At 68.9% G+C, this 19,884-nt stretch carries 14 protein-coding genes, 3 tRNA genes and 3 pseudogenes; 11 read left to right on the forward strand and 9 right to left on the reverse strand.

What is annotated here, in order from left to right; all coding sequences use genetic code 11:
• The first annotated feature begins 79 nt into the window (after positions 1 to 79).
• The 3 genes from ABT342_RS05240 to ABT342_RS05250 all read left to right on the forward strand — a co-directional run bounded on the left by ABT342_RS05240 (position 80) and on the right by ABT342_RS05250 (position 5,022).
• Positions 80 to 1,351: an NAD(P)/FAD-dependent oxidoreductase gene (locus ABT342_RS05240; protein WP_351567232.1), complete on the forward strand. Its 1,272-nt coding sequence runs from the start codon at positions 80 to 82 to the stop codon at positions 1,349 to 1,351.
• A 9-nt stretch (positions 1,352 to 1,360) separates the two neighbouring features.
• Positions 1,361 to 3,259, forward strand: a complete 1,899-nt coding sequence (dnaG, locus tag ABT342_RS05245) for a DNA primase (RefSeq protein WP_351567234.1) — start codon at positions 1,361 to 1,363, stop codon at positions 3,257 to 3,259.
• 551 nt (positions 3,260 to 3,810) lie between these two features.
• Positions 3,811 to 5,022, forward strand: coding sequence for an RNA polymerase sigma factor (locus tag ABT342_RS05250; RefSeq protein WP_351567237.1), 1,212 nt, complete (start codon positions 3,811 to 3,813; stop codon positions 5,020 to 5,022).
• 82 nt (positions 5,023 to 5,104) lie between these two features.
• On the opposite strand, the gene ABT342_RS05255 is transcribed toward ABT342_RS05250, so the two are convergent.
• From ABT342_RS05255 to ABT342_RS05275, 5 genes are all read right to left on the reverse strand, one after another.
• Positions 5,105 to 5,323, reverse strand: a complete 219-nt coding sequence (locus ABT342_RS05255; RefSeq protein WP_351567240.1) for a hypothetical protein — start codon at positions 5,321 to 5,323, stop codon at positions 5,105 to 5,107.
• Positions 5,324 to 5,359: 36 nt separating this feature from the next.
• Positions 5,360 to 7,285 (reverse strand): ABC transporter ATP-binding protein, encoded by a 1,926-nt coding sequence (locus tag ABT342_RS05260; protein ID WP_351567243.1) that lies wholly within the window; start codon positions 7,283 to 7,285, stop codon positions 5,360 to 5,362.
• Entirely contained in the window at positions 7,285 to 9,018 is a 1,734-nt protein-coding gene (locus tag ABT342_RS05265; protein ID WP_351567245.1) for an ABC transporter ATP-binding protein, read from the reverse strand. The genes ABT342_RS05260 and ABT342_RS05265 overlap by 1 nt, the downstream gene beginning before the upstream one ends.
• A 162-nt stretch (positions 9,019 to 9,180) precedes the next feature.
• Positions 9,181 to 10,620 carry an FGGY family carbohydrate kinase gene (locus tag ABT342_RS05270; RefSeq protein WP_351567247.1) on the reverse strand — a complete coding sequence of 480 codons (1,440 nt, stop codon included), beginning with the start codon at positions 10,618 to 10,620 and terminating at the stop codon, positions 9,181 to 9,183.
• Positions 10,621 to 10,989: 369 nt separating this feature from the next.
• Positions 10,990 to 11,292 carry a YtxH domain-containing protein gene (locus ABT342_RS05275; protein ID WP_351567249.1) on the reverse strand — a complete coding sequence of 101 codons (303 nt, stop codon included), beginning with the start codon at positions 11,290 to 11,292 and terminating at the stop codon, positions 10,990 to 10,992.
• 169 nt (positions 11,293 to 11,461) lie between these two features.
• Between ABT342_RS05275 and ABT342_RS05280 the strand changes: the two genes are divergently transcribed.
• From ABT342_RS05280 to ABT342_RS05290, 3 genes are all read left to right on the forward strand, one after another.
• Positions 11,462 to 11,534 (forward strand) — tRNA-Asn (locus ABT342_RS05280).
• A gap of 5 nt (positions 11,535 to 11,539) precedes the next feature.
• Positions 11,540 to 11,612 (forward strand) — tRNA-Asn (locus ABT342_RS05285).
• Positions 11,613 to 11,801: 189 nt separating this feature from the next.
• A tRNA-Ile gene (locus ABT342_RS05290) sits at positions 11,802 to 11,878 on the forward strand.
• A 408-nt stretch (positions 11,879 to 12,286) separates the two neighbouring features.
• On the opposite strand, the pseudogene ABT342_RS05295 reads toward ABT342_RS05290, so the two are convergent.
• Positions 12,287 to 12,604 (reverse strand): annotated as a pseudogene (locus tag ABT342_RS05295) (IS110 family transposase); the annotation flags it as partial.
• A 65-nt stretch (positions 12,605 to 12,669) separates the two neighbouring features.
• Between ABT342_RS05295 and ABT342_RS05300 the strand changes: the two are divergent.
• The 4 genes and pseudogenes from ABT342_RS05300 to ABT342_RS05315 all read left to right on the forward strand — a co-directional run.
• Entirely contained in the window at positions 12,670 to 13,008 is a 339-nt protein-coding gene (locus ABT342_RS05300) for a hypothetical protein (RefSeq protein ID WP_351567252.1), read from the forward strand.
• 33 nt (positions 13,009 to 13,041) lie between these two features.
• Positions 13,042 to 13,785: pseudogene (locus ABT342_RS05305) on the forward strand (IS5 family transposase); the annotation flags it as partial.
• A gap of 530 nt (positions 13,786 to 14,315) precedes the next feature.
• Positions 14,316 to 16,094, forward strand: coding sequence for a reverse transcriptase/maturase family protein (locus ABT342_RS05310; RefSeq protein ID WP_351567255.1), 1,779 nt, complete (start codon positions 14,316 to 14,318; stop codon positions 16,092 to 16,094).
• 108 nt (positions 16,095 to 16,202) lie between these two features.
• Positions 16,203 to 16,310 (forward strand): annotated as a pseudogene (locus ABT342_RS05315) (IS5/IS1182 family transposase); the annotation flags it as partial.
• Positions 16,311 to 16,325: 15 nt separating this feature from the next.
• On the opposite strand, the gene ABT342_RS05320 reads toward ABT342_RS05315, so the two are convergent.
• Positions 16,326 to 16,916 (reverse strand): SMI1/KNR4 family protein, encoded by a 591-nt coding sequence (locus ABT342_RS05320; RefSeq protein ID WP_351567258.1) that lies wholly within the window; start codon positions 16,914 to 16,916, stop codon positions 16,326 to 16,328.
• A gap of 470 nt (positions 16,917 to 17,386) precedes the next feature.
• Between ABT342_RS05320 and ABT342_RS05325 the strand changes: the two genes are divergently transcribed.
• Positions 17,387 to 18,325 carry a YncE family protein gene (locus ABT342_RS05325; protein WP_351567261.1) on the forward strand — a complete coding sequence of 313 codons (939 nt, stop codon included), beginning with the start codon at positions 17,387 to 17,389 and terminating at the stop codon, positions 18,323 to 18,325.
• Here the strand turns inward: ABT342_RS05325 and ABT342_RS05330 are convergent.
• Together ABT342_RS05330 and ABT342_RS05335 are read right to left on the reverse strand one after the other, a co-directional pair.
• The gene (locus tag ABT342_RS05330; protein ID WP_351567264.1) at positions 18,322 to 18,837 is read right to left on the reverse strand and encodes a hypothetical protein; all 516 of its coding nucleotides are present in this window, start codon (positions 18,835 to 18,837) and stop codon (positions 18,322 to 18,324) included. The genes ABT342_RS05325 and ABT342_RS05330 overlap by 4 nt on opposite strands.
• Before the next feature lie 224 nt (positions 18,838 to 19,061).
• Positions 19,062 to 19,884: IS701 family transposase (locus ABT342_RS05335; protein ID WP_351567267.1), on the reverse strand; the 823-nt coding region annotated here is incomplete at its 5' end.

The following is a 19,884-nucleotide window of genomic DNA, read 5'->3' on the forward strand; positions in this document are numbered from 1 at the left end:
CTTTCGCGATCACGCTGCGTGCGGGAAGCTCGCAGAGCAGACGCCGTAGCGTGGCGGGCAACTTAAGAGGAGGCATCAAGTGGTCGACGCGCATCGGACATTCGTCATCGTGGGCGGTGGACTCGCCGGGGCCAAGGCGGCGGAGACCCTCCGTGCCGAGGGCTTCAGCGGCCGGGTGATCCTGATCGGTGACGAACGCGACCACCCGTACGAGCGCCCGCCCCTCTCCAAGGGCTACCTCGCCGGCAAGGAGGAGCGCGAGAGCGTCTTCGTCCACGAGCCCGCCTGGTACGCCCAGCACGACGTCGAGCTGCACCTCGGCCAGCCCGTCACCTCCATCGACCGCGCGGGCAAATCGGTGCGGCTCGGCGGCGACGGCACCGTCATCCACTACGACAAGCTGCTGCTCGCCACCGGCGCCGAGCCGCGCCGCCTCGACATCCCCGGCACCGACCTGGCGGGCGTGCACCATCTGCGCCGCCTCGCCCACGCCGACCGGCTGAAGCAGGTGCTCACCACCCTCGGCCGCGACAACGGTCACCTCCTCATCGCCGGGGCCGGCTGGATCGGCCTGGAGGTCGCGGCCGCCGCCCGCCTCTACGGCGCCGAGGTCACCATCGTCGAGCCCCTGCCCACCCCGCTGCACCAGGTCATCGGCCCCGAGCTCGGCCAGATCTTCACCGATCTGCACCAGGATCACGGCGTCCGCTTCCGTTTCGGTGTCCGCCTCACGGAGATCCTGGGCCAGGACGGCATGGTCCTCGCCGCCCGGACGGACGACGGCGACGAGCACCCCGCCCACAGCGTCCTCGCCGCCATCGGCGCCGCCCCGCGCACCGGCCTCGCCGAGGCCGCCGGACTCGCCCTGGTCGACCGGGCGCACGGCGGAGGCGTCGCCGTCGACGCCTCGCTGCGCACCTCCGACCCCGACATCTACGCGGCCGGTGACGTCGCCGCCGTGCACCACCCGCTCCTCGACATCCGGCTGCGCGTCGAGCACTGGGCGAACGCGCTGAACGGCGGCCCGGCCGCCGCCCGCGCGATGCTCGGCCAGGAGGTCTCCTACGACCGGATCCCGTACTTCTTCTCCGACCAGTACGACCTCGGGATGGAGTACTCGGGCTGGGCGCCGCCGGGCACGTACGACCAGGTCGTCCTCCGCGGCGACGTCGGCAAGCGCGAGTTCATCGCCTTCTGGCTCAAGGACCGCAAGGTCCTGGCCGGGATGAACGTCAACGTGTGGGACGTCACCGAGGAGATCCAGCAGCTCATCCGCTCGGGCAGGCCGGTGGACCCGGAGGCGCTCGCGAACCCGGCGACGCCGCTCAGCGCTGTCACTCCTTCCCCTTAAGCTTTACGGGTGGCAGGACGGATCAATGATGACGACGTGAAGGCGGTCCGGGACGCGGTCCCGATCGACTCCGTCGTGTCCGAGTACCTCCAGCTGCGCAACGCGGGCGGAGGCAACCTCAAGGGCCTGTGCCCCTTCCACGACGAGAAGTCCCCCTCCTTCCAGGTCAGCCCCAGCAAGGGTCTCTTCCACTGCTTCGGCTGCCAGGAGGGAGGGGACACCATCGCCTTCGTCCGCAAGATCGACCACCTCTCCTTCTCCGAGGCGATCGAGCGGCTCGCCGCGAAGGCGGGCATCACGCTGCGCTATGAGGAGGGCGGGTACAACCCGAGCCACCAGCGCGGCGAGCGCATCCGCCTGGTCGAGGCGCACCAGGCCGCGGCGCAGTTCTACATCGAGCAGCTGGAGAACGGGGCCGAGGCCGAGATCGGCCGGAAGTTCCTGGCCGAGCGCGGCTTCGACCAGGCCGCGGCCCAGCACTTCGGCGTCGGCTACAGCCCGGCGGGCTGGGACCACCTGACCCGCTTCCTGCGCGGCAAGGGCTTCTCCGACAAGGAGCTCGTCCTCTCCGGGCTCTCCCAGGAGGGCCGCCGCGGCCCCATCGACCGCTTCCGCGGCCGGCTGATGTGGCCCATCCGCGACATCTCCGGCGATGTCGTCGGCTTCGGCGCGCGCAAGCTGCGCGACGACGACAACGGCCCGAAGTACCTGAACACCCCCGACACGGCGATCTACAAGAAGTCCCAGGTGCTGTACGGGATCGACCTGGCGAAGAAGGAGATCGCCAAGTCCAGCCGCGCCGTGGTCGTCGAGGGGTACACGGACGTGATGGCCTGCCATCTCGCCGGGGTGACGACGGCGATCGCGACCTGTGGCACGGCCTTCGGCGGCGACCACATCAAGATTCTCCGGCGGCTGCTCATGGACAACGGCAGCGCGAAGGTGATCTTCACCTTCGACGGTGACGCGGCCGGACAGAAGGCCGCGCTGCGGGCCTTCGAGGACGACCAGAAGTTCGCCGCGGAGACCTTCATCGCGGTCGCCCCCGACGGCATGGACCCGTGCGAGCTGCGCCTCGCCAAGGGCGACGAGGCCGTGCGGGAGCTGGCGGAGCCGCGAAACCAGCTGTTCGAGTTCGCGATCCGCCACATTGTGAAGAACTACGACCTGGAGACCCCCGTCGGCCGCGCCGCCGCGCTCGACGAAGCCGCGCCGATCGTCGCCCGGATCAAGAACAGCGCCTCGCAGCACGAGGTCGCCGTACAGCTCGCGGGGATGCTGGGCATCCTCGACACCCAGTTCGTGGTCAAGCGGGTCGCCCAGCTCGCCCGCTGGGCGCGCGACCGCGGCGGCCAGGGCCCGGCGCGCCCGGCGAGGTCGTACGACAACGTCCCGGCGCCGCAGCCGGCCCCCAGCGGCCCCGCGCTCAACCTCCGCAGCCCCGCCCACCGCACCGAGCGCGAGCTGCTCAAGCTCGCCCTCCAGTACCCGCAGCTGGTGTCCCCGGCGTTCGACGCGTACGGGGTCGACGAGTTCACCGCCCCGCCCTACGCCGCCGTGCGCCAGGCGATCCTGGACGCCGGGGGAGCGGAAGCGGGCGTCCCGGAGCCGCCCGAGTACCTGGCCCGGGTCCGCGACGCCGCGCCCAACGACACCGTCCGCGCGATGATCACCGAGCTCGCGGTGGAGGCCGTCCACGGCCGCACGATCGACGAGACCTACGCGGGCGACCAGCTCGTCCAGGTCCGCCTGCGCGCGGTCGACCGCCGCATCCGCGACGTCCAGGGCACCCTGGCCCGCCTCGGCCCCCACGCGGACCCCGAGCACCTCGCGGCCGTCCAGAACGAGCTGTGGGTGCTCCAGCAGTACGGCCAGTCCCTGCGCAACCGGGGCGCCGAGGCCCTCTGACCCACCGGCGCCGCGCCCCGGGCCCCTTGCGCAACCGCGGCGCCGAGGCCCTCTGACCCAGCGCCGCGCCCGAGACACCCCGGACCCCTTGGCCGGATCCTCGACCCCGGGCTCCCGGTCCCCCATGCCTGCAGGGCATAGGGGGCGGCTGAGGACACGGCCGAAGGCCGTGCGGGGGTCTGGGGGCGAAGCCCCCAGTTCCCGGAAGGGGAGGGGTGGGGGAAGGCCCGCCGCAGGCGCCACCGGGCCCTGACCCTGGCCCCGCGCCCCCGGCGACGGGTCGGACCCTGGCGCCGACCGCCCCGCCCCGGCCCCAGCCCCGGGTCGGCCCCAGCCACAGGTCGGGCCCACGCCTCGGCGCGCCCCGGCCCCCGGGTCGGCCCCCGCCCCAGTCGGGGCCCAGAGCCGACCCGGACGTGGCCTCGGGGCCCGGTCGCTCGGACCGGACCCGGAGGCCCCGCCCGGCGTAACCGGCCCGTCACGGACCGCCCCCAAAAAGTCACCGCACGCCCCTCGTGGGAGAGATGTGTCGTACCCCACACTGGGTGGCGGTGCCTGAGTCCCCGGAGCGCGGCCGGTTCACCGAAGGTGGGCCACTCACCCCCGCGGATCCGCTCATCGTGTACGGGACGGACAGCGGCCCGGCCGCCTTCGCCGTTCCGCTGCCGCCTGCCCTGGAGGTCGCCCCCGTGCAGACCCAGACCCTGACAGAGTCGGAAGCCGAAACGGTCGCGGCCGTACCACCGCAGAGCCGGGCCGCGCACCACCCGGAGGCCGAGCCGCCGGAGTTGACCGAGACTCCCGAGCCACCGGAGCCACCCGGGCCACAGAGCCGCGCGGACACCGGAACCGGCCCCTCGTCCGACCTCTTCCGGCAGTATCTGCGCGAGATCGGCCGGATCCCGCTGCTCACCGCCGTGGAGGAGGTCGAGTTGGCCCGCCGCGTCGAAGCGGGCCTGTTCGCCGAGGCGAAGCTCGGCAACACCCCGGACCTGGACTCACAGCTCGCCGTCGACCTCGACAAACTCGTCGTCATGGGCCGGATGGCCAAGCGCCGCCTCATCGAGGCCAACCTCCGCCTCGTCGTCTCCGTCGCCAAGCGGTACGTCGGCCGCGGTCTGACCATGCTCGACCTGGTCCAGGAAGGCAACCTCGGCCTGATCCGGGCCGTGGAGAAGTTCGACTACGCCCGCGGCTACAAGTTCTCGACGTACGCGACCTGGTGGATCCGCCAGGCCATGTCCCGGGCCCTCGCCGACCAGGCCCGGACGATCCGCGTCCCGGTCCATGTCGTCGAACTCATCAACCGCGTCGTCCGCGTCCAGCGCCGCATGCTCCAGGAGCGCGGCTACGAACCGACCGCCGAGGAGGTCGCCGCACAGCTGGACCTGGCGCCCGAACGGGTCGGCGAGGTCCTGCGGCTGGCCCAGGAACCGGTGTCCCTGCACGCGCCCGTCGGCGAGGAGGACGATGTCGCCCTCGGCGACCTCATCGAGGACGGCGACGCCGCGTCCCCGGTGGAGTCCGCGGCGTTCCTGTTGCTGCGCGAGCACCTCGAAGCCGTGCTCTCCACGCTCGGCGAGCGTGAACGCAAGGTCGTCCAGCTGCGCTACGGGCTGGCCGACGGGCGGCCCCGCACCCTGGAGGAGATCGGACGGATCTTCGGCGTGACACGCGAACGCATCCGCCAGATCGAGTCCAAGACCCTCAACAAGCTGCGGGACCACGCCTTCGCCGACCAGCTCCGCGGCTACCTGGACTGAGCGGGACCGCTGCCGCTCCCGCTCCCGCTCCCGTTCAAGAGTCACACCCCTCAGGCGTCACACCCCTCAGGCGTCACACCCCTCAGGCGTCGTCGCCGCCCGCGCGTTGCTTCTTCGTGCGGGCGGCGTCCATGCCGGCGCCGACGGCGGCACCGAGTCCCATCCCGATCCCGAGTCCCATCCCCAGGTTGTCGTACATCAGCCCGAAGCTGACCCCCAGGGCCAGGCCGATCGAGAGCCCCATCGCCATCCCCGTACCCGCCGAAGCGCCGCCGCCCTCGCCGTCCGTGATCTTCCCCATGTCCGTCCTCCCCGTTTCCTGTTGGTCGGTCGACGGTCAGTCGACCTCGGCCACCGCCTGCGCGAACTGCGCCGCGTACAGCCGTGCGTACGCCCCCCGCGCGAGCAGCAGCTCGTCGTGCGTCCCCTGCTCGACGATCGCACCATTCTCCATCACCAAGATCACGTCTGCGTCTCGGATCGTGGACAACCTGTGCGCGATCACGAAGGACGTACGCCCGTGGGCGAGCCGTGCCATCGCCTTCTGGATCAGCACCTCCGTACGCGTGTCGACGGAGCTCGTGGCCTCGTCCAGCACCAGGATCACCGGATCGGACAGGAACGCCCGCGCGATCGTGATCAGCTGCTTCTCGCCGGCGCTGACCCCGGCGCCGTCGTCGTCGATGACGGTGTCGTAGCCGTCCGGCAGGGTCCGGATGAAACGGTCGGCGTGGGCCGCCCGTGCCGCCTCCTCGATCTCCTCGCGGGAGACCGGACGGGCGGTCCCGTAGGCGATGTTGTCGGCGATCGTCCCGCCGAACAGCCAGGTGTCCTGGAGCACCATGCCGATCCCGGAGCGCAGGTCGTCCCGGGTCATCGTGGCGATGTCGACGCCGTCGAGGGTGATCCGGCCGCCCGTGACCTCGTAGAACCGCATCAGCAGATTGACCAGCGTGGTCTTTCCGGCCCCGGTCGGGCCGACGATCGCGACCGTGTTGCCCGGCTCGACCGCCAGCGACAGATCCTCGATGAGCGGCTTCTCCGGCTCGTAGCGGAACGACACGTTCTCCAGCGCGACCGCGCCGCGCAGCTCGGCCGGGCGGCCCCCGACGACCGGGTCGGGCGCCTGCTCGTCCGCGTCCAGCAGTTCGAAGATCCGTTCCGCCGAGGCCACGCCCGACTGCACCAGGTTCGCCATCGACGCCACCTGCGTCAGCGGCATCGAGAACTGCCGCGAGTACTGGATGAACGCCTGGACGTCACCGATCGAGAGCGAGCCCGAGGCGACCCGCAGCCCGCCGACCACGGCCACCAGCACGTAGTTGAGGTTCGAGATGAAGAACATCAGCGGCTGCATGACACCGCTGTTGAACTGCGCCCTGAACCCCGCCTCGTACAGCGCCTCGTTCTGCTCGGCGAAGCCCTTCGCGGACTCCTCCTGCCGCCCGAAGACCTTCACCAGCGCATGGCCGGTGTACATCTCCTCGATGTGCGCGTTGAGCTTGCCCGTCGACTTCCACTGCTGCACGAACTGCGGTTGCGAGCGCTTGCCGACCTTCGCCGCCACGTACACCGACAACGGCACCGTCACCAGCGCCACCAGCGCCAGCAGCGGCGAGACCCAGAACATCATCGCCAGCACGCCCACGATGGTCAGCAGCGAGTTGATCAGCTGGCCCATCGACTGCTGCATGGTCTGCGAGATGTTGTCGATGTCGTTCGTCGCGCGGCTGAGCACCTCGCCGCGCTTGGCCTTGTCGAAGTACGACAGCGGCAGCCGCGACAGCTTCGTCTGCACGTCCTCACGCAGCCGGTACACGGTCCGGTTGATCACCCTGATCGACAGCCGCGTCGACACCAGCATCAGCAGCCCCGCGGTGACGAACGCCGCGAGCGCCGCCAGCAGCACGCTCCCCACCGCGTCGAAGTCGATGCCCTGGCCCGGGGTGAAGTCGACGCCGGAGAACATGTCGGCGAGCCTCGCGTCGCCCCTCTCCCGCATACGCGCGAGGGCCTGCTCCTTCGTCGCGCCCTCCCGCATCCCGCGCCCGACAACCCCCGCGAAGACCAGGTCCGTCGCCCTGCCCAGGATCCACGGCCCGGCCACCGACAGCGCCACGCTCAGCACAGCGGCCGTGAGCATCGCCCACAGCGTGCGCTTCTCCGGCGCGAGCTGCCGCAGCAGCCGCTTGGCCGAGCCCTTGAAGTCCATGGACCGCTCGCCGGACTGTCCCATCATCATGCGTCCGCCAGGACCGGCCATCAGGCAGCCTCCGCCTCGGTCAGCTGGGAGAGCACGATCTCCCGGTAGGTCTCGTTGCTCGCCATCAGCTCCTGATGCCGTCCGGTCCCGACCACCCGGCCCTCGTCGAGGACCACGATCCGGTCGGCCTCACGGATGGTCGACACCCGCTGGGCGACGATCACGACCGTCGACTGTGCCGTCTCCAGCGAGAGCGCGCCGCGCAGGGCCGCGTCGGTGGCGTAGTCCAGCGCCGAGAACGAGTCGTCGAAGAGGTAGATCTCGGGCCGCTGCACCAGCGTCCGCGCGATCGCGAGCCGCTGCCGCTGACCGCCCGACACGTTCGTACCGCCCTGCGCGATGGGCGCGTTCAGCCCGCCGTCGAGGTCGCGTACGAAGTCGGCGGCCTGGGCCACTTCCAGCGCGTGCCACAGGTCGTCGTCCGTCGCGTCCGGATTCCCGTACCGCAGATTCGTCGCCACCGTCCCCGAGAAGAGATACGGCTTCTGCGGCACGAGCCCGACCGTCCGCGCCATCAGCGCCGGATCCAGCTCCCGTACGTCCACACCGTCCACGAGCACCTCCCCGCCGGTCACGTCGAACAGCCGCGGGACCAGCCCGAGCAGCGTCGACTTGCCGCTGCCCGTCGACCCGATGATCGCGGTCGTCTCACCGGGCACGGCCACCAGCTCCACATCGCGCAGCACCGACTCCTCGGCGCCCGGGTAGCGGAAGTGCGCGCCCCGCACCTCCAGATGCCCCCGCCGGGCCAGCTCCCGCACCGGCCGCACCGGCGGTACGACGCTCGATTCGGTCCCGAGGAGCTCCTCGATGCGCTCGGCACAGACCTCGGCGCGGGGCACCATCATGAACATGAAGGTGGCCATCATCACCGCCATCACTATCTGCAGCAGATAGGCGAGGAACGCGGTCAGCGCGCCGATCTCCATCCCGCCGCTGTCGATGCGGTGCGCACCGAACCAGACGACCGCGACGCTGGACACGTTCACGACCGTCATCACGACCGGGAACATCAGCGACATCAGCCGGCCGGTCGACATGGAGACGTCGGTCAGCTCGGAGTTGGCGACGCGGAAACGCTTCTCCTCGTAGGTGTCCTTCACGAACGCCCTGATCACCCGGTTGCCGGTGATCTGCTCCCGCAGCACCCGGTTCACCGTGTCGAGGCGCTCCTGCATGGTCCGGAACAGCGGCCGCATCTTCTTCACGATCACCGTCACGGAGATGCCGAGGACCGGCACGACCGCGAGCAGCACCGCCGACAGCGGCACGTCCTGGCCGAGCGCCATCAGGATGCCGCCGACGCACATGATGGGCGCGGAGACCATCAGGGTGAACGCCATCAGTACCAGCATCTGGACCTGCTGGACGTCATTGGTCGTCCGGGTGATGAGGGACGGCGCGCCGAAGTGCCCCACCTCGCGGGCCGAGAACGACTGCACCCGGTCGAAGACGGCGGCCCGCACGTCCCGCCCGAGCGCGGCGGCGGTCCTGGCGCTGTAGAACACGGCCCCGATGTTGCACACCACCTGGATCACGCTGACGCCGATCATGAGGGCGCCGTACGTGAGGATGTAGCCGGTGTCGCCGGTGAGGACACCGTTGTCAATGATGTCCGCGTTGAGGGTGGGCAGATAGAGGGTGGCGCTGGTCTGCAACAGCTGCAGCGCCACCAGCAGGGCCAGCGGTCTCTGGTACGGACGCAGGAACGTCCGGAGGAGTCTGATGAGCACGCGTCGTGTCTCTCGGTCGGGTCGGCGAAATCGTGGAGTCGCCCCAATCTTCCGACACCACGCTCGTCGGCGCCCAAGGGATTACGCCAAACCCCGGTCAAGAGTCCGGGGCGGTCGGACGCCGCACGCCGCCGCCCCGGACGCCTTACGCCGCCGCCCGGGTCATGCGCCGAACGCCCCCGGGTGCACCTGATCCCGCGTCGCCACGTACTGCTGACGCACCGCCTGCCCCACCGCCAGCTCATCGCCCGGCTCGAAGACCTGAGCGGCTGCGCCCTGCCAGGCCGGCGGGGTGTGCGGGGAGAGCGTCCCCTGTGCCACACCCAGCGCCCAGGCCGCCTGGCGGGCCGCGCCGAGGGCGGCGTAGTCGGCGGGCTGCGGTACGACGACCTGCGCGGCGAAGATCGCCGGGGCCGCGGCCTGCACCGCCGGCAGCTCGGCCGCCTGCCCGAGCAGGAACACCCGCCGCACCTCCACGCCCCGCCCGCGCAGCACGTCCAGCGCGTCGGCGAGCCCGCACAGCATGCCCTCGAAGGCCGCCCGCGCCAGATGCTCGCGCTTCATCGACTCGCGCCGCAGCCCGGTCAGGGTGCCCGCGGTGTGCGGAAGGTGCGGGGTGCGCTCACCCTCCAGATAGGGGAGCAGAACGAGCCCGGAGGCGCCCGGAGTCGACTTCGACGCGAGCGCCGACAACTCCTCCAGGTCGCTCACGCCCAGCAGCTCGGCGGTGCCGCGCAACGCCCGTACCGCGTTGAGGGTGTACACGACCGGCAGATGCATCCCCGTGGCGTCCGCGAGGGACGTGATCATCCCGGACGGATCGGCCAGCGCCTCGTGGTGCACGGCCATCACCGAACCCGACGCGCCCAGCGACACGACGGCGTCCCCCGGCGCGAGCCCGAGCCCGAACGCGGCCGCCATCGTCTCGCCCGTGCCCGCCGAGATCAGCAGCCCCTCCGGCGTCGTCCCGGCGGCATCGGAAGGACCCAGCACCTCGGGCAGCGCCGCCTGGTGGCCGAGCGCCAGCTCCACCAGATCCGGCCGGTACGCCCCCGTACCCGTCGACCAGTAGCCGGTCGTGGACGCCGCGCCCCGGTCCGTGGTCCTGCGCGCCGGGCGGCCCAGCAGCTGCCAGACCAGCCAGTCGTGGGGCTGCATCAGTCCCGCCGTACGCTGCGCCGCCTCGGGCTCGGTCCGCGCCAGCCAGCGCAGCTTCGCCACCGGATGCCCCGACTGCGGCACACACCCGACGGCCTCGGCCCAGGCCTGCCGCCCGCCGAACCCCTCGATCAGATCCGCCGCCGCGACCTGCGCCCGCTTGTCGTTCCCGACCAGTGCGCCCCGCACCGGGCTCCCCGCCGCGTCCAGCGGAACCAGCCCGTGCGGCTGCGCGGACACGCCGATGGCCTGCACGCCCTCCAGCAGTCCGCCCGACGCCGCCTCACCCAGCGACAGCAGCCACGCCTGTGGATCGACGTCGCTCGCCTTCGCCTCGATGGGATGTGGCGCGTATCCCTGGCGCAGCACGGCGCCCGTGTCGGTGTCGCAGACGATGATGCGAGTGAATGCGGACGAACTGTCCAGCCCGGCGACTATCCCCATGCCGTCAGATTCTGCCCCACGCCCGCCGCTGCTCCGGGCCCGGCCCGGGTAACTGACCAGGTTCCGGCCAGCTCCTGGCCAAGGGTCGGCCGATAGATGTCGCGCTCCTGTCCGGGACTCCCCTGGTCCCACCCCCCAAGGTCCCGCCCGGAGGTCCGGATGGGTGACGCGGGGGGTACCGGGATCACTGACCCGGGCCCGGGATCGCGCACGGGGTGGTCCCGGGCCTGCCGGGGCGGCGTACACAGGCCCGACCCGGGACCACGTCCCGTGTCGGCGCGGCCGGGGCCAGGATCCCCCAGGCCCACACGGATCCGCCCCCGGGCCCGTGGCCCGCGATCCTCCACCGCCCCCGGCCCGGCCAAGGGCCTACGTATTGCTCGTGCCCCAGTCGTCCTCGCCGCCGCCCTGGCTCCGTTCGCGCAGGGACCGCACCCGCGACGCCACCGAGTCGGGCATCCGGTCGCCGACCTTCTCGCTCACCGCGTGGTACGCCTTGCCGGCGACCTCGCGGCCCGTCATCGCCGCCGTCTCGGCGGCGTTGCGGACGGCGGGATTCCGCGTGAACTCCCGTGCGGACTTCTTCAGCTGCTCATAACGCTCCCGGCCGGCCCGCGTCCCGAGCACGTACCCGAGTGCCACTCCGGTGATGAACGTGAGCCGGTACCGCATCGCTGCCACCCTTCGCCTGCGCCGTCCCCGGCGCCGGGATCTGAGGTCACGAGGTCACGAGGGGAACCGATTGGCGGAGCACCCCCCTGCTTGCGCTAATGTATGTGTCGCAGCGAGCGAGCGCCGCCCGGGAAGCCCCAGGTAGGTACGTTCGGTGCACACGCAGCAATCCCCTGTAGCTCAATTGGCAGAGCAGCCGGCTGTTAACCGGCAGGTTACTGGTTCGAGTCCAGTCGGGGGAGCGCGATCCCCTGTAGCTCAATTGGCAGAGCATTCGGCTGTTAACCGGAGGGTTGCTGGTTCGAGTCCAGCCGGGGGAGCGGAAGCGGAACAGAGGACCCCTCGGGGTCCTCTTTCCATTTTTTCCCATGTTTTCGACTGCCGGTGGAACCGGGCAGGCGGCAGCGCAGTCCTCATGGTCGTGCGACGCCGACCAGCTGAGGCAGGAGATCGTATGAGCGGCTATGCTGCGGCAGACGGCGCGCACAAATGTGCGCGACGCGCCGTTAGGGGCGGTAGCTCAGCCGGTTAGAGCAGCGGACTCATAATCCGTCGGCCGTGGGTTCGAGTCCCACCCGCCCCACCAGTAATGTGCCCTGACCTGCAGAAACGTCTCTCCGGTGGCTCTGAGTCACAAACTCGGGTCCAACGGAGAGAATCCGCTGCTCACGAGTACCGCTTGAGGCGTCCCGGCGGGCGCGTGGACGCTCCTGCCAAGGCTCTGACCTGCGGCGATGCAGAACAAGCTCGGCCGCTGGAAGTTACGCAGCGGAGCCGAAAAAGCAAGATCCAGTGGACGCTCAGGGGACACGAGGAAATGGAAGGGTCGCAGGAGGCTGGGTGGCCTGACCGAAGGCTCCGTCGGCGCACACGCCGCCGTACAACGCCGTCGGCTATCGCTTGGTCTGGGTGATCCGCCACAGTCGGCGCGTCCGTTCGCCCTCCTCGAAGGCGTCCACCCGATGCACGCGCGAGCCCTGAGCCAGGTTTTTCAGGAGAGCCTCGTCGAAAGAGGGTGGCTCTCCAGCAGTTCCTCGATCCGCCCGGCCAGCAGCTTGCGTTGCTCGAGAACGGAGGTCAGTGAGCCGGCCAGGCTCGGGACGATCAGCGCGGCAGCATCCGTTCCCGGGACGACGACGGTCTGCTCGTCCAGCGCGGTGAAGATGTCCTCCACCAGCCGCCCGGCCATCCGCGGTGCCTTCGGCCGGAGCAGGCTGGTCAGCCGTCGCCGTCCCGCCTTGCGGATCTGGGTCGGAAAACCGAACCGCTCCAGCAGCGTGAGCACGGCCGGGTGCTGGATGCGCGGGTCTAGGGCCTTTCTTATGGATCTAGGTGCTGACGAGACTGGGGCGCGCTGGGGACAGCTGGCCTGACTATGTGACCGAGACTGAGCCGCCGCTGCTTGCGGACGTCTATCCCGCGCTGGTGTCGTTCCTCGATGCGGCGCTGGTCTCTGAGGGTGAGTCCGCCATGGCCCAGGCCGTGGTGGGGTTGCGTTTCCACGGGTGGTGCGGGTGCAGTCCGACCTGCACTTACCTTCGAACGGCTCCGGCTGACTGTGCTGACAGCACCTGGATTCATCTCGACGACGAGGCGCCCCGCGTGTGGCTTCAATTCGGCCAGGACAGTACTTCGTTCGCCGGGATGGAGATCTGTGAGTTCGACCTGGGGCCAGCCCCGGCGCTCGACCTTGACCGGCCTTCAGGGCTGGGCTGATCCTCCCGGCCGCGCCGATCCGACCATGCGATCATTGGTCCGGTCGTGCCGTTGACGGACGCGCAGTGGGCGCGGATAGAGCCGTTGTTGCCGAACCGGACACCGAAGCGGGGAGGGCGGTGGCGCGATCACCGGCAGGTGATCGACGCGATCGCGTGGAAATTTCAGACCGGCTCGCAGTGGGTGCACCTGCCCGCCGAATGCGGCTCTTGGAAGGGCGTCTACACCCGGCTGCGGAATTGGGCGATCGACGGCACCTGGGGGCGCGTCGTCACCGCCCTGCTCGCCCAGGCCGATGCCGAGGGTGATCTGGACTGGGTCGTCTCCGTCGACTCGACTATCGTGCGCGCGCACCAGGGCGCGGCGGGGGCCCGTCAGAAGGGGCCCCGGCCGGCGAGCCCGGCACCATGCGATCGGGCGCTCCCGCGGCGGCCTGAGCACCAAGATCCGCCTCGCCGCCGACGGCCGCTGCCACCCGTTGTGCTTTGTCCTCACGCCGGGCCAGGCCGACGACGCACCCTCGTTCGAGCACGTCATGGCCGCACTGCGCCCAGAGCGGTCGGCCGACCGCGCATCCGGCCCCTCGTGGTCCTGGCGGACCGGGCCTACTCGTCGCGGGCCATCCGAGAGTACCTGCGCAGGCGCAACATCCGGGCGGTGATCCCGCAGCCCGCCGACCAGATCGCCAACCGCAAGCGCAAGGGCCGCCACGGAGGCCGCCCACCCGCCTTGGACCGCGAGGCATACAAGCGGCGCAACACCGTCGAACGGTGCATGTGCGCCACGAGGCGCCTTGTTGTATCCCCGGCTCAGCCGGGAGGAATTGGAGGGATATTCCTGGGCCTGATGGCTCACCTGGATCCGAAAGGTGATGGGGACCAGAGCATGCCAGAGAATCAGCGATCGGGCTCAGTTGCCAGGGACGGTGCGCTGAGGGGCCCGCGTGATAAGGCGAAAGCTGGATTGCCTGAACCCCAATCTCCAGTCGATGAAAGTTCGCATCCATCGGAAAGGCTACTGAAACCGATGCCATGTCCTGTGACGGCTTTGATGCATGGCCGACATACCTTCCGAGACATGGGACGATGTCCAATGAGGACATTGAAGGAGATGAGTGGGGCGCCTACGTCACGCTATGACGTACAACAAGGACGAACGTGGGATCGCCTACGGGGTGCGAACCCTAGGGCGACGGAGTGCCCGTAGTAGTCGCAGGAGTAACGACTTGCCAAGGAGAGCGGGAAAGCCGCTCGCAGGGCGAAGGGGCACAGGTGACTGGATGCGAACGAGACCGGGAGGTATGCGAAATGCAGAGTGCCGACACGGTGTTAGGCATCCTTCGTGAGCGCGGCAGACGTGGTCTGCCGTGCAGTGAACTGTATCGACAAATGTTCAATCACCAGCTGTATCTGGTGGCTTACGGCCGCATCTACTCCAACAAGGGAGCGATGACGCCGGGAGTTACGCAAGGAACCGTGGATGGCATGTCGCTGGGCAAGATCGGTCGCATCATTGATGCGATGCGTCACGAGCGCTATCGGTTCAGCCCGGTCAAGCGAGTCAACATTCCCAAGAAGAATGGGAAGACCCGGCCGCTTGGACTGCCAACCTGGTCGGACAAGCTCGTCGGAGAGGTGATGCGGCTCCTCCTGGAGGCGTACTTCGAGCCGCAGTTTTCCGACCGCTCCCACGGGTTCCGACCCAAACGGGGCTGCCACACCGCCTTGACGGAGGTGGGCAATACCTGGACGGGTACAACCTGGTTCATCGAAGGCGATATCTCTGACTGCTTCGGCTCGATCGACCATCAAGTCGTCATCGAGACGCTGGCAGAACGAATTCACGATGGCCGGTTTCTTCGACTCGTGCGCAACATGCTTGAGGCCGGGTACATGGAAGACTGGACCTGGGGTGCCACGCTCAGCGGGGCACCTCAAGGCGGAGTACTCTCTCCGCTGCTGTCCAATATCTACCTGCACCGACTGGACAGCTTTGTCGAGAAGGTTCTAATTCCGCACTACACCCGAGGGCGAAGCAGGGCGCGAAACCCTGCCTACCTGGAGGTGGTCAACGCGATTGCACGCGCCCGCAGGCGCGGAGACCGGGCCGAGGTCCGGTCACTTCGCAAGCAGCAGCGCAGTATCCCCAGCGTGGATCCGAACGATCCGGGCTTCCGGAGACTGCGCTATGTGCGATACGCCGATGACACCCTTCTAGGGTTCATCGGGCCGAGATCCGAGGCCGAGGAGATCAAACGTCGTCTCGCGGTATTCCTTCGTGAAGACCTCAAGCTGGAATTATCGCCAGAGAAGACACTGATCACCCATGCCCGTAAGGGTGCGACATCGTTCCTCGGATACGAGATCACCGTGCAACACAACGACAGGCAGGCAACCCGAGGCCGCAGGACGGCTAACGGTTCGATTGCTCTGCGTGTGCCAGCAAAGGTGATCCGAGACAAGGCAGCCCCATACCTCAGTCGCGGAAAACCCGCGCACCGGCCCCAACTCTTGAATGACGACGACTACACCATCGTCAACGTCTACGGGGCCGAATACCGGGGCATCGTCCAGTACTACCTCCTGGCCGGCAACGTATGCCGATTGCATCGGCTGCGTTGGGCCATGGAAACCTCGTTGCTCAAGACACTGGCAGCGAAGCATGGCTCGACGGTCTCCAAGATGGCGGCCCGTTACAAGGCCAAGATCGAGACACCGAATGGGCCCCGCACATGCTTCGAAGCTAAGGTCCCCCGCAGCACAGGCAGGAAGCCACTGGTCGCACGATTCGGCGGAATCTCACTGACGCGACAGAAGGCAGCGGTCCTCACGGACCGTCAAGCGGCCAACCCTCACCCCAGAAAAGAGCTTATTACCCGGCTCTTGAAGGGGAAGTGCGAGCTATGCGGGACGTCGGAAGACGTGCGGGTGCATCACATCCGAAAACTCGCTGACCTCGACAGGGTAGAGCCGCCTACCGAATGGCATCAGGCGATGGTGAAGAAACGGCGCAAGACTCTGGTTGTCTGCACCGGCTGCCATGACACGATCCACTCAGGAAAGCCAACCGGTAGCGTCACGAAATAGGTCACTGGAGAGCCCGTTACGGGGAAACTCGTACGGCGGGTTCGGAGGGGGGCCGTGCGGAAAAGGGCCTGCACATGGCAGGTACCTCGTCGCGCGGCCTACCCAACCAACCGCCTCAAGCAGTGGCGCGGCCTGGCCACACGAACCGACAAGCTCGCGATCGCCTACCAGGCCGCACTGCACCTCGCAGGCATCCTTATCTGGAGCCGACGCTGACCACAAACTCAAAACTTAACGGTGAATAACAGGACTTGGGGGAACGTATGGCCCCCAGCCCGGCGGCAAGAGTGCCCAGGAACCGTAATCCAACCACTGCCCGAATTGAACGGGCTGGGCGCCGCCGACGTGATCCAAGGACAGCGGGACGATCAGGTCACAGGTAGCCCGTCCATCCCACCAAACCGTGCCAGCCAGAGAGCCGGTCAGGGCCAACAAGGTGGAGAAGCCGCAGCCATGCTCCTGGATGACGACCGCACCGGCCGTCTTCAGGTCCTCGAACCTGTCGGCCTCGTCGTCCCAGGCACACCGAGCCTCTCGGTACGCGGCATCGTCCTCGAACGCCTCAGGCTGTGGCTCACGCGCCATCAGCTCGTCGTCCGCGCCGACGTAGGAGTCGGGATGCGGAAAGGGAGTAGCCAGCAGCTCGCGCCGCCCCTCATCGTTCCCAGCCCACCACCAACCACGCCCGGTCCGCTCAAGCCGGAAGAGTGCCCCGCCGGCGCTCACCTCGCGCAGATACACCCGGTACTCATCGGGAAAGGAAACACCGAGTTCCCGTTCGGCCTCGACGATCTCAGCTTCGGTGAGGGGCGACTCTGTCATGGGACGAGCCTAAAGGTGTCGTGCAGACCATCGGCCCGCTCACACAGATGCCAGCGCCAAGGCGGAGTGAGACTGATCCAAGAGACAGGCCCTAGGCCGTGTTTTAGAACTGGCGTCGTGGGCCAGGCGGGAGTTCTAAAGAACGGCTTAGCAGGCCGTCCTGGCGAGTGGGACACGGACGAGAGCCCCTCGGGAGAGATCCCGAGGGGCTCTCGCGTTACACGTTCGGCCGCGAAGCGCGGCCGTTCGGCCGCCGCCGGGCGGCGGGGCGCGGCATCGCCGTCTCAGGATGCTGTCGAAAGGCGAGACGCGACAGCAAGGAGACGCCCATGCCCCCCACCTCGGATGGGCACACCACCACGTCTGTTCCCGAAGGACCCGCGAACCAGAGATCGAGGCAGCCGCGCCACCGGCGACGCACCTGGGCGGTCGGGGCCCTGATGGTGCTGTGCACCGCGACCCTCCCCGCCGTGGCCTCGAGCGCCTCGGCGACTCAGACCCAATCGCCGCGCGATCGCGCCTACGTGGCCAACCGCGATTCGGACACCGTGTCGGTAATCAACACCAGGACCAATCAGCTGATCACCACCATCAACGTCGGCGACGCCCCGCAGGGGGTGGCGGTGGACGTGTCCCGCGCCCGTGCCTATGTGGCGAACGGCGGTGCTCCCAGCAGCGTGTCGGTGATCAACACCCTCACCAACCAGGTGGACCTGACCATCACCGGTGTCGGCAGCGGCGCGAACGCGATCGCACTGGACCCGGGGCGAAACCGCGCCTACACGACCGACAGCAACGTCGACACCGTGTCCGTGATCAACACCAGCACCGATCAGGTGATCGGCACCCTCAACGCCGGCGACGGGCCGACCGCGATCGAGGTGAACCCGGCCCGCGCACGCGCTTACGTGGGCAACTTCGGCTCGGATGACGTCACGGTGATCGACACCAGCACCGACGCGCTGGTCACGACCATCACCGGCGCCGGCGACGGACCTGCCGGGGTGGCGGAGGACCGGCGCCGTGCCCGCCTCTACGTGACCAACCTCAACAACGACAGCGTGTCGGTCATCGACACCAACACCAACCAGGTGCTTCCGCTCTCCATCAACGTCGGGGACGGCCCGCAGGGGGTGGCAGTGGACCAGCGCCGCTCCCGCGCCGTCGTGGCCAACATCGGCGACGACAACGTGTCGGTGTTCAGCACCCGAACCAACCAGGCGATCGGAACGTTCGGTGTCGGCAACGGCCCGCAGTTCGTGGCGCTGGAACAGCGTCGCCCTCGCGCCTACGTGACCAACTTCTCCGACAGCACGGTGTCGGTGATCAACACCGCAGACGGCACGCTCTACGCCACGATTTCCCTCAGCGGCAGCAACGGCCCGTTCGGCATCGCCGTCGTCGGCTAGGGTCTGTCCGATGGGTCAGGGGCGGACAGACCCTGGCCGGCTGCCGTCCGCACATGCTGGCGGAACTGCTCCGGCGTCACGATCCCCGGCGATGGCTGCCCGGACGGGTAAAATACGCCCTGGCAGGTGTAGCAGAAGCGTGCCTCGGCGGTGAGTGCGGCCGCACGGGCCGCTCCGTCTGGAGCTCGCCGTGCGTTCTGGGTCTCGCCACGGACGATGGCGATCGTGGCCACCACGATGAGTACCCCGACGACGACGCCAACTGCCGTGAGCCACGGCAGGTCCCGTTCGTCGGCAAAATACTTCCCGGCGAGGCCGGCCACCAAGGCGAGCACGATGCCCTCGACGACGTGCATGCAGCCGTTACCGGTGTCCTTCGGTGCCGAAGCGAGCTTGGTCGTCAGGTCCTCGCGCCGTCCCCCTTTGTCTGTACGTGCCTCGGCCACTGGCACGTTCTCCCGCGTCTGGCATCCGGGGCACGCCACCGGGCCGTTCGCCTCTTCGTTCCTCATGCCCCCATGATCGCGCTTCACGAAGTGTCCACATCAACTGGGGTTGCCGTTGGACGGCGGCCTAGCTAGGGGCTGTCCGGTGGGGCATGAGTGACTCACCGGACACGCACTAGTAGGGCTTGGTCAGGTTGGCATTGGGGCGGGTATGTCGCGGTGACAGGTGGGGCAGGCGCCGGTCCAGGTGGCGAGGAGGGTCTGCAGTTCGCGGACGATCCGGTAGAGGGTCAGGCCGGCGCCGTTCCTTTTGGGGCTCTGGCCAGTCGCTGGAGGGTGCAGAAGGCGTGGGCGGCGGAGACGAGGGTGACGTGGTGGTGCCAGCCGGTCCAGGTGCGGCCTTCGAAGTGGGCCAGGCCCATGGCCTGTTTCATCTCGCGGTAGTCGTGCTCGATCCGCCACCGGAGCTTGGCGAGCCGCACCAGCGTGGTCAGCGCGGTGTCCGCAGAGAGGTCCGAGAGCCAGAACTGGACCGGCTCCGGTTCCTGGGCGGGCCATTCGGCCAGCAGCCAGCAAGCGGGCAGTTCCGGACCGTCGACGGCCTTGCGGATCTCCCGGCCGGCGGGACGGACTCGCAAGGCGACGAACCGCCCGTACATCCGCTTGAGACCACTGCGGCCGGAGCCCGAACGGGAGCCCTCGCGCCACTGCACCCCCTTGGCCGCATCCCGCCCGGCATCGATGACCAGTTGCTTCACACTCTGGGCCGGGTCGGGGTATCGCGCTGCCGACGGGCGGCCGGTTCCGCTGTAGTGCGGGATGGACGGCACTGCGCTGCCCAGGTGGGCGGTCACCCTGCTGGAGATGCCCACCACGTAATGGAGTCCTCGCTCCTGCAGGCCCAGGCGGAACGCAGCGGTGTCTCCGTATCCGGCGTCGGCGATGGCCAGCGGGACGTCCAGGCCCCAGGACCGTGTCTCGTCGATCATGTCCAGGGCAAGTTGCCACTTCTCGACATGGCCGGTTCCGGCGGGGATGCCGCACTTGGTGCGGCGGGCGACCTTGGCAGGATCGGCTTTCGGCGAGGACGCATCCCAGGTCTCGGGGAGGAAC

It is taken from the genome of Streptomyces sp. NPDC000410 (genome assembly GCF_040300305.1).
Taxonomy (GTDB): Bacteria; Actinomycetota; Actinomycetes; order Streptomycetales; family Streptomycetaceae; genus Streptomyces.

Bases quoted from the DNA above. Each gene is read 5' to 3' on its own strand.
- ABT342_RS05255 (WP_351567240.1), bottom strand. From the start codon at position 5,323: ATGGGGAAGATCACGGACGGCGAGGGCGGCGGCGCTTCGGCGGGTACG.
- ABT342_RS05260 (WP_351567243.1), bottom strand. From the start codon at position 7,285: ATGGCCGGTCCTGGCGGACGCATGATGATGGGACAGTCCGGCGAGCGG.
- ABT342_RS05270 (WP_351567247.1), bottom strand. From the start codon at position 10,620: ATGGGGATAGTCGCCGGGCTGGACAGTTCGTCCGCATTCACTCGCATC.
- ABT342_RS05275 (WP_351567249.1), bottom strand. From the start codon at position 11,292: ATGCGGTACCGGCTCACGTTCATCACCGGAGTGGCACTCGGGTACGTG.
- ABT342_RS05310 (WP_351567255.1), top strand. From the start codon at position 14,316: ATGCAGAGTGCCGACACGGTGTTAGGCATCCTTCGTGAGCGCGGCAGA.
- ABT342_RS05320 (WP_351567258.1), bottom strand. From the start codon at position 16,916: ATGACAGAGTCGCCCCTCACCGAAGCTGAGATCGTCGAGGCCGAACGG.
- ABT342_RS05330 (WP_351567264.1), bottom strand. From the start codon at position 18,837: ATGAGGAACGAAGAGGCGAACGGCCCGGTGGCGTGCCCCGGATGCCAG.